6 protein-coding genes are annotated in these 12,683 nt (G+C 54.6%); all 6 read right to left on the bottom strand.

The window, feature by feature from the left end:
* Positions 1 to 65: 65 nt before the first annotated feature.
* Entirely contained in the window at positions 66 to 2,633 is a 2,568-nt protein-coding gene (locus tag J3P35_RS09715; protein WP_210464391.1) for an alpha-L-arabinofuranosidase C-terminal domain-containing protein, read from the bottom strand.
* A 136-nt stretch (positions 2,634 to 2,769) separates the two neighbouring features.
* The gene (locus J3P35_RS09710) at positions 2,770 to 5,175 is read right to left on the bottom strand and encodes a glycoside hydrolase family 127 protein (RefSeq protein WP_246850137.1); all 2,406 of its coding nucleotides are present in this window, start codon (positions 5,173 to 5,175) and stop codon (positions 2,770 to 2,772) included.
* Between the two features lie 432 nt (positions 5,176 to 5,607).
* On the bottom strand, positions 5,608 to 6,993 hold the full coding sequence (locus tag J3P35_RS09705; RefSeq protein WP_210464388.1) for an aminopeptidase P family protein: 1,386 nt from the start codon (positions 6,991 to 6,993) through the stop codon (positions 5,608 to 5,610).
* Between the two features lie 169 nt (positions 6,994 to 7,162).
* Positions 7,163 to 10,348, bottom strand: coding sequence for a glycoside hydrolase family 2 TIM barrel-domain containing protein (locus J3P35_RS09700; RefSeq protein ID WP_210464386.1), 3,186 nt, complete (start codon positions 10,346 to 10,348; stop codon positions 7,163 to 7,165).
* Between the two features lie 343 nt (positions 10,349 to 10,691).
* On the bottom strand, positions 10,692 to 10,943 hold the full coding sequence (locus J3P35_RS09695) for a glycoside hydrolase family 97 C-terminal domain-containing protein (protein ID WP_210464384.1): 252 nt from the start codon (positions 10,941 to 10,943) through the stop codon (positions 10,692 to 10,694).
* Positions 10,901 to 12,676 (bottom strand): glycoside hydrolase family 97 catalytic domain-containing protein, encoded by a 1,776-nt coding sequence (locus tag J3P35_RS09690; RefSeq protein ID WP_210464381.1) that lies wholly within the window; start codon positions 12,674 to 12,676, stop codon positions 10,901 to 10,903. The genes J3P35_RS09695 and J3P35_RS09690 overlap by 43 nt, the downstream gene beginning before the upstream one ends.
* Between the last annotated feature and the right edge of the window lie 7 nt (positions 12,677 to 12,683).

The following is a 12,683-nucleotide window of genomic DNA, read 5'->3' as shown; positions in this document are numbered from 1 at the left end:
GGTAGGCTTCGTTTAGTAGCCAATTATAAATAAGGAGGCGCTAAATGCTCCATGTTTTTACTTACTCACTTCTTTGTCTTGAGCCGGTAAACCGAGATAGAATACGGCTTCACGCCCACCTTAAAGGAGGAGGTGACATTAGTTAATCTGGAAGTCTGGGGAACATACTTTGTAGGAGTCTCAAAGGAATTCTCCGCCTGGTAGTTCTCTGCCGATAAGGTTACCACCTCCCCAACCGGAGATAAGTTTGTGGCGCCTTTCAGGTTGAGGTTGGTCTGGAAGGTTTCCGGGGAGCCGTTCACCACTTTCACGATGATGTCGCCGGTTTTTTCGTCTACCCCCGAGATACTGTAGAACATATCCGGGATGGTGTAACTCATGAGGAATTGGTCGTTCAGGTAGCAGTCCACTTTATTGAGGCCCACCTCCAGCCGGATATCGTACCACTTGCCGGTTTCTATATTCTCCGGCAGTTTGGTGGAGGATGATAAGTTCGCCACTTCCGTGCCTTCGGTGACCTGCTCGAAGACGCCGTACTGGTTCCAGTAAGAGCCTATGTGCGCCCGCACCTGCGTTTTGCCCCCATCCTTCACCGCAAACGGGATGATGAATGCATTGTACCCGCTAAGTTTTCGACCTTTCAGTTTGAGGGTGTAGGTGTCATAAGACTTGTCTTTGAGCATCGCGAAAAGCTGTGCTCCCTCAGCGGTTTGGCCCATGGCGCCTTCCTTCACGCCCCAGGTGCCCCGCACCTTTTCCCATTCGCCCTCGGCTTTCTCAAAATTGCTGCTGTAGACCACTTTGCCCTTTTGGATGACCTGGATGTCTTTGTACTCCGTTTGGGTATCCCAGGTACTCAAGCCGATGCCCCCGGCGAAAGCCGGCTTGGTTATCTGGGCGGGCTGTACCTGAACCGTGGTGGCCAGGTTCTGATCCGCGCGGTGCTTGTTCAACATCTGGATGGCGTAGTAGGAGATCCGCGCGAAACTCTGCGAGTTGTTGAAGTTGATCAGGTTCACCGGCCAGTCCACATCGTTGGTGTTTACCAGCAGCGGGGCGTAGCTGGACATGGTCACCAGGTCGCCGTTGCGCTCCATGGCCAGGATGTACACTGCGTCATTGAGCGCTGCGAGCATGTTCCCGCTCCCTACCCCGGCATTGGTGGCGTATTCACCCACGTACAGTTCCCAATCGCCCCGTTTGTATTTGTCAAAGTGGTCGTAGTTGTTCATGGCCCAGTACGCCGATTTGTAGGCGTGCTCATCGGCGATGTCCAGCTTTTTCATCCCGTCCAGGGTATGCCGGTTCACATCCGCAATGCCCATGCTGGCAATCACCTTCAGGTCCGGGTATTTGGCTTTGATTGCGTCGTAGAAAAGGTTGAACCGGTTGGCGTACCAGGGACCGTGCTGCTCGTTTCCCACCTCCACGTATTTCAGCGGGAAAGGCGCCGGGTGCCCGTTGGCAACTCTTACTTTCCCCCATTTAGAATCAGCAGGGCCTACGGCGTACTCAATGGCGTCCAGCACATCGGCTATCACCACGGGCAGTTGGGCATCGGGCAGGAAGGTGCCGCTCCTGAACTCGCAGGCCACGCCGGCATTGAAGACGTACATGGCACCGGCGCCGGTGTCTTCGCAGAACTGCAGGAACTCATGGTACCCCAGGCCGTCGCTGGACCAGTAGCCCCACGGGCTGAAGGTGCCCGGTCTTTTCTCCACCGGCCCGATGCTCTGTTTCCAGTTAGGTGCACTCTCCACAGTGATGCCTTCCACAAAGCAACCACCCGGCCACCGGATGAAGGAAGGCTTTAGATCAGCCAGATACTGCGCCAAATCAGGACGCAAGCCGTTCTCCCGGTTCTTGAAGGTCTCAGCTGGAAAAAGCGAAACAAAGTCCAGAAACAGCGTACCCGTACTTCCAAAGCTGATAACGAATTTGGCTTTCGGGTCAGAAGCTTTCACAACCAGATCGCAACTAAGCTTTTGCCAGTCTCCGGCTTTGAGCGGGTTATTGAACACGTGGCTGGCCAGGATTTTCCCGTCTTCGCTCTGCAGCGCCACGGTCAGCGGCCCCTTGTATTTCTTCTCAGAGCGGGCATAGAAATTGAGCTTGTAGGCTTTGCCCTGGTCCACCTTGATGCCCCAGAACCCTTCATTGACCAGACTGGCTTGGCCCGATTTCTCCAGACCGGAAACCGTTATCTTCAGCGAGTTGGGCGTGGCTTCATTCAGGGGCTTTTCCTGCGTTAAGGCCAGCGTCACGGTGGCTCCCCCGCTGGTCTGGGCCGACCAGGCCGGCCAATCCGATTTCAAGGCCCAGGGCATTTTCCAGTCGCTGGCCTGTCCGTTGGGCAGGTTGTAGTGCGGCGCCGGATTAGGGACCAGGAACCCGTTCTGCAGGGTGGTGCCTTTCGGGATGCGGACTTCCTCAAACCCTCGGTTCTGGATCAGCTCGCCGTACAGACCGCCCTCGCCCCCGTGGCTGATTTCCTCAAAGAAGATCCCGTGCAGGGTAGGCGACACCTTCTTTTCACGCTTCTGGGCATCAATAGAGATGGAAGCCTGCCTCTGACCAAAACAGACCGAAAACGAAGCGAACCAAAGAAGAAGGGTTCCAACTCTAGCGTTCATACGCAAAACTGTCTTTTAGAATTCATGGCGGAAAGAGGTGTAGGATTAGGGCTTGTTTTTAGGAAAGGAACCCTAAACCTGACTTGGGAAACTCAAAATCTTTTTGAGTTTCCCAAGTCAGAATAAAGTGAACGAATTACTTCACTGCCCATTCATGGATACCGGTCGCGGCTTCCTTGGGCAATTGGATTTCCATCCGGAGGGCGGTGGTTTTCACCGGAGCGAATTTGACCATATTGTACTTGTCCTTGGAAACCTCATAGGCAGTGGTGTTTTTCACCGGAAGCCACTTGTCGCCTTGCTTGTAGAAGATCTGGTAAGAGGCCGGGATGGTGCAACCGCCCCATGGGCTGTCATCGAACCAGTACACCTGCGACTCAGACACGGTATGCTCCCCGTCAAAATCCAGCTGCACAAACTCTTTGGTGTTTTTATTCGGCCACCAGTGCAGGTACGGGTAGTTGGAGTCGCGGGAATCCTGCGGATCATATTGGTCTACCAAAGCGGCTAAAGTTCTGGCGTTCTTAAGGGAGGCCGAGATCTTGCTGGTGGACGCGATGGTAGGAGCCGGTTGCGGCTTGGCGGCCGATGCCTCATAGGGTACCCACACCGTCATGTCTACCGAGCCGCGGTTCGCCCAGGAGAAATACGGAATGGCTTTTACTGCCTGCTCGGTTCGCAACAGGGCAGTAGTGTTAGCCTGCCGTTTGGTACCTACCCCGTTGGTTTTGATCACCGGCACACCCTTCAGCAGACTCGCCTCGAAGGCCTCCTCCACGGGGGCGTTTTTGTCCACTAGAATGTTGTGCACCAGGTTGTCTTTGTTATCGGGACCTTCCAAGCAGTACACCAAAGGACCGCGCTGGAAAGAGAACTTCCCGAGGTCGTCTTTCACGTTTTTGTTCGCCAGCACTTTCTCGGTTTCCATGGGCAGGTCCAGCGTGATTTTGTCCCCTTTTTTCCATTTCCGCTTCAAAACGGCATAGCCTTTCTCGGTGCTGTATTGGATGGGTTTTCCGTTCACCTTCAAGACAATGGGCTTCCTGGTGGCATCGGCGAAGGTGTACAAGTCACCGGGCACTGGCTGTTGCTGCGCCCATCCTGGAATCCTCACCCTAAGGGTGAAGCCCTTGTTTTTCTGCGGGTCTACCTCCAGGTCCACGGTGCCGTTCCAGGGGTAATTGGTGGTTTGTTTCACTTTCACCTGGCCCGCGGGCAGGCTGATGTCGCTGGCACTGGTCATGAACAGGTTCACGTACAGGTCATTGTTGTTCTGCGCGTACACGTAGCCCGGCACCGAGGGCAGGAACCGCGTCATGTTGGAGATGCAGCAGGCGCAGCTGAACCACTCGCCCCGCTGGTGCTGCCCCATGGAGGCTAACGGATTAGGATAAAAAAAGCGGTTCCCGGTAAGGGAAATGCCGGACAGCAGCCCATTGTACAGCGTTCTTTCCAGCACGTCAATGTATTTGGCGTCACCGTGCAGCAGGAACATGCGGTTGTTCCAGTACACGTTGGCGATGGAGGCGCAGGTCTCGGCGTAAGCCGACATGTTGGGCAGATCATACGCCTTCCCAAAGGCCTCCCCGGCTCCGGTCGCCCCGATGCCGCCGGTGATGTACAGCTTTTTGTTTACCACATCGTTCCAGATGGCGTCAATGGCTTTCAGGTAGCTTTTGTCGCCGGTGAGCGCCGCGATATCGGCCATGGCGGTGTACATGTAGGTGGCCCGTACGGCGTGGCCCACCGCTTCCTGCTGGTCCACCACCCGGGCGTGCGCCTGGTTGTACTCGGTTCCTTTGGGCCCGCGCACGTCCAGGAAGAACTTGGCCAGGTCCAGGTACTCTTTCTTGCCCGTGATTCTATACAGTCTCGCCAATCCGATCTCCACCACCTGGTGACCCGGGTACTTTTCCTCTTTGCCGTACCCAAAGTCCTTTACCAGCAAATCGGCATTCTTCAAGGCGATGTTCAGCAGCGTTTTCTTCCCGGTGGCCTGGTAATGCGCCACCGCCGCCTCAAACAAGTGCCCCGAGTTGTACAGCTCATGGCTGAGTTCCTCCTCCTTCTCCCAGCGCTTACTCCCGATCCACTCATGGGGCTTTGCCGCCTTCACTGTCCGGAAAGTAAAGAGGTACCCATCGGGCTCCTGCGCATCCCCGATGATGGTGATGAGGGAATCCACGTAGGCGTCCAGCTTGGGGTTTTTCTGCACCTGCATGGCGTAAGACGCCCCCTCGATGACTTTGTAGATATCGGTATCATCGAAGGTGAACTGGCTGAGTTTATCGCCTTCCAGCTTTCCTGCGGCCCTCAGGAAATTGTCGATGCGGCCCTGCTCCCGGCTTTTCTCCAGCGTATGCGGAATGGTCACCGTGGCGTTGACCAGCATCTTTGGCGCCCAGAACTCATCGTGCACATGCACGTGCGTGAACGGCACCGGCTGGATGGGATAGTCATTGTGCTGATGCTGCGCCAACACGGGTTTTGCGAGAACCACCAACCCGGTGAGGGCAACGGCCATGAATCTGGTTAAGGACATTGGGTCAAACGTTAAGGCTCTGGATACTGGGGAAGAATGGAAAACCGGAACAGGTCTGCCAGCAGGAAATCGTGTCTCAAAGACACCTTTCATCTAACCAAATTTAGATTTCCCCAACCACTTCCCCTGACCGGATATTAGCCGATGCTTCCACCATATTAACATGGTGATAACATCGACCTCCGCCAAATACCTCCAGACTGTTTTTAGCTTACTTTTTGGAAACACCTTTAAAACCCAGTTGAGCAAAATGCTGAAAAGCAAAACGGTCACCTACGCATGTATAAGTGACCATTTCTAACTTTTTATGGGTGTTCCGTTTTTAGGCAATTTCCTGAAAAACAGGCGAAAACCAGGTTACCATCTGAATACTTACCTAAGGGGAAGCAACCTTATAATTTGCGACAAAGTCTGGTGATTGCCGAGGTGCTATTACCCCCCTGAACTTCTTAATTCCTCCATATTCCTTGAGACTGGATTTCCCAGCAGCCTGCTTCCCTCAGGGGTGATCAGAAAATCCTCTTCAATTCTGATGCCACCGAAGTCTTTGTAGCCCGCAACCTTGTCATAATTAATGAAGTCTGTGTGCATCTTCTCCCCCGCCCACAGATCAATTAGATCAGGGTTGAAGTAGAGGCCGGGTTCCACCGTCAATACAAAACCGGGCTCCAGGGCGCGGGCCAGCCGCAGGGACTTCAACCCGAATTGGGTGCTCTTTTGCTGGTCCTCGGCGTAGCCCACGTATTCCTCGCCCAGGTCTTCCATGTCATGAGTGTCCAGGCCCAGCATGTGGCCCAGCCCGCAGGGGAAGAACAAGGCGTGCGCACCTTGGGCTACTGCCTCCTGCGTGTCGCCTTTCATGAGGCCGAATTGCTTGAGTCCGTCTACCAAAGAAGCGCAGGCCTGCAGATGCACATCTTTGTATAACACACCGGGTTTCAGCCTGGCAACGACTTGTTCATAGGCGGTCAGTACTACGTCAAACATTTCCTTTTGCTGGCTGGAGAAAGTCTGGTTCACTGGGAATGTACGGGTCATGTCGCCAGAGTAATGCATGGCCGAGGCCGCGCCGCAGTCTACCAGCACCAGTTGCCCTTCCCGCAGTTGGGTGGGGCTGTAATGGTTATGCAGAATCTGGCCGTTTACCGTCAGGATGGTAGGGAAGGCCAGGTTTCCGCCGTCCTTAATAGCAATGGCCTGCAGTTGTCCCGCCAGCTCGGCCTCCGTCATCCCGGCTCGGGCTAGGAGGGCGGCCGTTTTCAGCATCTCGCCGGTGGTGTTGATGCCTTTCTCAATTTCCACCACCTCTTCCTGAGTCTTAATGGACCGCTGCGCCACGATGGCTTTGATCAACGGCACCGAAACCATGGACTTGATGGAAGCCGGTGAGGTTTGCAGCCAGGAACTTAACTTCAGCAGGTTCTCCGGACGGTAAGGGGGTAGAAAATGGATTTCTCGCTTTTTCGCTAAAGCTTCCCGGAAATAGAATTCCAGCGAGGATAGTGGATTGGTCGCGAAAACCCCTACTTCGCTGGCCTGGTCCTGGATTGATTTCTGCGGCCCCATCCAGACAATGTCATCCGGCGTCAGTTCATCCCCGAAGATCACCTCGGCATCGTCCTCTACTTCTATCACCGCCACCAGCCCGGCCCGGTCAATCCCGAAGAAGTACAGGAAGGTGCTGTCCTGTCGGAAAGGGTACCAGTTGTCTTTGTAGTTCATGCTGCTCTGCTCGTTGCCCAGCAGCACAATCAACCCGCTTCCTACCTGCTTTTTCAGCCGTTCTCTCCGGCTTACATACGTTTCTTTGTTGAACATACTTTTATCTCTTGTCAGGTGCCCGAGTATCACCGGAAACGCTCACGCTGATACTCGGGCACAACTTATTTCTTCAAATTCTTTCTGAATACTGCTGCCGTTGAGTGCCGATGACGCGGGGCCGTTTTAGGAAAATTTTTCAAAAACAGACATAAAACGCCTTTCAACGCTACTTACTTTTAAACTGAGCCTGCGACGGGGCAGCCCACGTGATGGGCTTGATCAGGAACTGCATTTCATAGGAGGCATACGGCAACCGGTACTTTTCTAAAGGCCAGGAGCGCCAACTGTCCACCCCGCCTACGCCCATCTGGGCGGCATCAATGTTGAGTTGGGTTTGGGGTCTGGGTTTCAACTCCCCGGCGTGGCGTTGTTGTTTCTCCTCGCCATCATCTAAATCCTGGTCAAAGTAATGCAGGGCATTCATGCTGAGGGGCTTGTCTGAGGTCACCAGCAACCCCTTCCCGGCACCGTTTGTGACTTTGTACCAGCGGATATCCGTTTTGTTCCCGGTCTCCTGCGGACGCACATAAGGGAAATACTGCTCCGCCACGGTTTGCTTGTACACGCCCAAATGCGCGCTGAAATTTCGGTCCTGGTAGTTCTCGTGCGGACCTCGGCCGTAGAATTCCACGGCGTTGAAACCGGCCGGCAAGATCCACTGCATCCCGAAACGGGGCAGCATCACCACTTTCTTGGAGGTATCGGCTTGCAGTTGCTGCCGTACCAGCATCTCGCCGGCACTGTTCACCCGGTACTGCACGGATAACTGCCCTGAAACTTCCGGCAGCGTGTACACGGCTTCCACCGTCACCACCTTGTTCTTTTCTGAAGACGTGAGTTTCTGCAGTTGGGCTTGCTGCGGAACGTTTTTCCAGACCTTCAGCTTGGTTTGCAGGCCGGCCCCGAAGTCGTTGTCGTTGGGTGCCCGCCAGAAATTGCTTTTCAGGGCAGCGCCGGCCTCCAGGTAATTCACGCCCTCTACCACGTATTGGCTTAGCCAACCCGTTTTCTTGTCAAAGCTGATGGTGCCGGAGGCCAGGGGAATGGTGAGCGCGTTGGCAGATTCATGTACTTGCAGGGGTGCCTGTCCTTTCAAGACCAGCTGTTGCGGGGTGTTCTTACGCAGCGTCAATTGCTCCGTGGCGATGATGTGGTCGGCGGGTACCAAAGGCTCTGCGTTCTTGAGTTTGTAGGTCAGATTCAGGAAAACTTCGCCGGAGTTGGGCAGCTTGACGGGCATGTTCACCTGGGCTGTTTTCTGCGGACCCACCTCCAGCCGGTTCACTACGCCAGACTTTTTCCTGACGCCATCCACCACCAGTTCCCACTCCAGTTTCACGTTCTCCAGCCCGGTAAACAGCTTCTCGTTGTACACCGCAATGGTGGTGGGACTCACCACCGTGGAATGGATGTCCTGGTACACTTTCTTCATCTCCCAGGCATGCGGATATGGTTGCCGGTTGGCGTAGAAGATGCCGTTGCAGACAAAGTTCTTGTCTGAGGGAATGTTCCGGTCCTTAGGACCATAATCCCCGCCATACATGTAAATGGTGTCGCCGGCGGCGTTCACTTCCTGAAAAGCCTGGTCCACGAAATCCCAGATAAAGCCTCCCTGGAACGCGTGCTTGTTCTCCCGAATCAGCTGCCAATAATCTATGAAATTACCCAAAGAGTTGCCCATGGCGTGCGCGTACTCACACATGATGAAGGGCCGCTCCGGCGAAGGATTGGCTTTGGCATAAGCGGCCATGCCTTCGGGCGTGGGGTACATGGGCACCACTATGTCTGAGTTCCACTCCCAGGTAAAGGTCTTGTAATCGGCCACGGCACGCTCGTACTGGACCGGACGAGAGGCGTCGCGGGCTTTCATCCAGAGGTAAGAACGGTAGAAATTATACCCGTTTCCGGCCTCGTTTCCCATACTCCAGACAATAATAGACGGGTGGTTCTTGTCCCGCTCCATCATGCGCTGCACCCGCATGAGGTGGGCATCCTCCCAGGTGGGTTTATTGGCGATGGTCTTGGTGATGTCATAGCCCATGCCGTGGGTTTCAATGTTGGCCTCGTCCACCACGTACAGGCCGTACTGGTCGCAGAGCTCGTACCAGTACTCATCATTGGGGTAATGGCTGGTGCGCACGGCGTTGATGTTGAACTGCTTCATGAGCTTGATGTCGCGCAGCATGGCTTCTCTGGAGATGGTCTGGCCCGTTTTAGGATCGGTTTCGTGGCGGTTCACGCCTTTCACCAAGACTGGCTTGCCGTTGACCAGCAACTTTCCGCCTTTGATCTCCACCTCCCTAAAACCCACCCGCTGCGGGATAATCTCAGTGACATTTCCCTGCGCATCTTTCAGCCGGATGATGGCGTGGTACAAGTTCGGGGTCTCGGCGGACCACAGTTTGGGCGCCATCACTTCCAAGTCAAAGACCGCGGAATCTGATTTGAAGGAAACCAGCTGCTGCTTGATGAGCTTTTTCCCGTCTAATAATTGAAAATCGGCGGAGACGGGCTGCGTGGGTTTATTGTTCAGCTTGAGTTTCACCCGGAGCGAAGCGTTTTTGTAGGCATCGTCCAGGCTAGGGATCAGTTCCACATCATACAGGTGCACGGGGTTGCGGGCCAACAGGTAGCAGTCACGGGTGATGCCGCTGATGCGCCACATGTCCTGGTCTTCCAGGTAGCTGCCATCGCACCAGCGCATGAGTTTGAGTACAATGAGGTTCTTGCCAGGCTTGAGGTAAGACGTAACATCGAAATCTGAGGGTAGTTTGCTGTCTTCGCCGTAGCCCACGTAGGTGCCGTTCACCCAGACCGCCAGGTTAGATTTGGCCGCCCCGATGTGCAGCACCACCTTTTTGCCTTGCCAATTCTGAGGCAGCGTAATCTCGCGGCGGTAGACGGCCGTGGGGTTTTCCTGCATGGGCACCACCGGTGGCGTGGGCGGCATGAGGTAGACAAACTCGTAGCCGCCGCTGGAGTAGATGGGGAAGCCGTAGCCATTCAACTCCCAGTTACCCGGCACCTGGAAGGTTTTCCATTGGCTGTCGTTGAAATCCGTCGCTTCAAAACGCGCGGGTAAATCAGCGGGGTTCTCCACCCACTTGAATTTCCAGGCGCCGTTCAGGTTGAGGTAATTGGCCGAGGTTTTCCAGTCCTCTTTCTGTAAGGCTGCCTCCGATTCATACACTTCATACGAGCTGTGCATGGGCATGCGGTTCTCTTCGTTCTTCCGTTCATCAAGCCACATCGGTGCTTGGGCGTGGGCCGCTAAACCGGAAATCAGGAACACCAAGGGAGCTATTCTTCTGAAAAGGGAGACAAGGGAAGCAGGATGAAAAGAAAAAGTCATGTGGTTTAATCAAAGTATGCCAGCTTGAGCTTTAAGGCTGTTTTACCAAAAGAAAGCCAAAAACCGGCTGAAATAATTTGTTCGTAGAATGCGGTTTTGGATTTCACCTATTACCGCCGCTTTTCCAATGTAAATAGCCTCAAATCAGCTTACCTCCCTCTTCCCTTTGTCATCCTGAAAGGATCTTGTGGGCGAGCGGTAGTAGCAATTCTTACTCGTTTTTCTAGTTCGCCCACAAGATCTTTCCAAGATGATAAGAGGTGTAATCAAGAGGTGTCCTATAATTTGCATCAATACCTAGTTTAGGTCAGCTTTTGAAAAATTAGCCCCAAAACGGGAAAAGTTATTCCACCGGCCGGAGGATGGCTGCCCAGCCGCCCCCGCCGCTCATTTTCACCTGGATCGTCTCCCCGGCCTTCACAGTTTTAGTTTCGATTTTGTAGTCCTGCGGATGGCGGTCGGCGTTGATGCCATCCCTCAGGATTTCCATTTGGTAGGTCTTTCCGTCCAGAAAAGTCAAAGGAAGGCTCAGGTCCCGGGCATCCCAATTGGTCATGCCCCCGATGTACCAATTCTTGCCGTGCTGCCGGGCCATGGGGACACGTACTTGCCTGATTCTCCGGCCAGGGCCACCGTTCTGTCCCAGGTAGTGGGGATCTGGCTGATGAATTTGGTGCAGTCCGGGTCTTTGAGGTAGTTGGTGGGGCTATCGGCGAGCATCTGCAGCGGGCTTTCGTAGACCACGTACATGGCCACCTGGTGCGCGCGGGTGCCCTGGCTCATGGGTTGGTTGAACACGTCCTTGAAGCCCACTTTGGTGGAGTTCACCATGGCGCCGGGCGTGAAATCCATGGGTCCGGCCACCATGCGGGTAAAAGGCACCGTAACGTTGTGCGTGGGCGTGATGATGTCGCTCCATTTGTTGTTCTCCAGGCCTTTCACGCCCTCGTAGCTCAGTACGTTGGGGTATTTCCGATTCAGCCCGACGGGTTTGTAGGCGCCGTGCAAATCCACCAGCAACTGGCGCTGGGCGGCTGCTTTGGCCACGCGCTCATAATAGTTAACCATGTACTGATCGCCGCGGGCCATGAAATCTACCTTCACGCCTTTCACGCCCCATTTCACAAACTGGTCCAGAATCCCGTCAATGTCTTTGTCCAGGGTATTCCACAGCCCCCACAGAATCACGCCCACGTTCTTGCTGTTGCCGTACTGCACCAGCGCGTTCAGGTCCAGGTCTTGGTTGGGCGCCATCAGGTTGGTGGTGGCCGCCGACCAGCCCTCGTCCAGGATGATGTACTCCAGGCCGTATTTAGAAGCGAAGTCAATGTAGTATTTATAGGTATCGGTGTTCAGGCCGGCCCTGAAATCCACGCCGTACACGTTGTTGAAGTTGTACCAGTCCCAGGCCACTTTGCCGGGTTTGATCCAGGCGGTTTGCTGCAGCGCGTTGGGCGAAGCCAGTTTGTACACTAGTTCCGTTTCCAGCAGCCCTTTGTCATCGGTGACGATGAGCGTGCGCCAGGGGAAGGTTCTTTTCCCGGAGGTACGGGCGATGTACCCGGCTTTGCGGGTGATCTGTTCGCTTCGGTCGCTGCGGGGTTTCAGTTGGGATTCCAGGATTACTTTGGGGAAGACTGACTTCAAACCGGTTCCACCCGTCCCGAAGAGAAACAGATTGGGGTAATCGTACAGGTCAGATTCCGTGAGGAGCACTTTGGTTCCTTTGCCCGAGGTGAACAGCAGAGGCAGGTACCCGTACTGCTGGCTCCCGATAGAGGCCAGCGTGGTGTCTTTGAACGTAGCCTCGTAATGCAACTGGAACTCCGGATCGGTTTCCTGGGGCCAGTACACCTGGTAATTGCCGCCCAACTGAAAATCGGCGGTTTCATGCTGCACCTCTATTTCCTTGACGGGAAGATTAGTCTCAAACCGGTAAGCGGCCCCATCGTTGTACGCCCGGAAATGCACCACGTAGCCGCCTTTGCACTGCAGCTTCAGTTCGTTATAGATATCCGGAATGGAGCGGTTCTTCACGGGCACCACCGCCGTAATGGTTTCCTTCACTGATTTCCGGCTGTCCTTTTGCACCACCGGGTTCACGCCCAACTTTTCTCCCGAGATTAAGGTCATGCTCAACGGACTGGGCAACAGCACCGTCTCCCCCTTCCGGGTCACCGACCATTTGATGACATCGGTCACGGACACCTTCACCTGAATGTTTTTATCGGGTGAAGTAAGCAGGTAGTCTTTCGCGAAGGCGGCGGTGCTGGTGAACCAGAGACACAGTAACAGGACCAGAATTTTCCCGAGGAGATTGCGTTGCATGGAGTAT

The sequence above is a fragment of the Rufibacter roseolus genome (assembly GCF_017916365.1).
Classification (GTDB): Bacteria; Bacteroidota; Bacteroidia; order Cytophagales; family Hymenobacteraceae; genus Nibribacter; species Nibribacter roseolus.
This window is presented reverse-complemented; position numbering and strand designations above follow the sequence as displayed.

Excerpts from the sequence above, each read along its gene's own strand:
- J3P35_RS09715 (WP_210464391.1), bottom strand. The coding sequence starts at position 2,633 with ATGAACGCTAGAGTTGGAACCCTTCTTCTTTGGTTCGCTTCGTTTTCG.
- J3P35_RS09705 (WP_210464388.1), bottom strand. The coding sequence starts at position 6,993 with ATGTTCAACAAAGAAACGTATGTAAGCCGGAGAGAACGGCTGAAAAAG.
- J3P35_RS09690 (WP_210464381.1), bottom strand. The coding sequence starts at position 12,676 with ATGCAACGCAATCTCCTCGGGAAAATTCTGGTCCTGTTACTGTGTCTC.
- J3P35_RS09700 (WP_210464386.1), bottom strand. The coding sequence starts at position 10,348 with ATGACTTTTTCTTTTCATCCTGCTTCCCTTGTCTCCCTTTTCAGAAGA.
- J3P35_RS09695 (WP_210464384.1), bottom strand. The coding sequence starts at position 10,943 with ATGGCCCGGCAGCACGGCAAGAATTGGTACATCGGGGGCATGACCAAT.
- J3P35_RS09710 (WP_246850137.1), bottom strand. The coding sequence starts at position 5,175 with ATGTCCTTAACCAGATTCATGGCCGTTGCCCTCACCGGGTTGGTGGTT.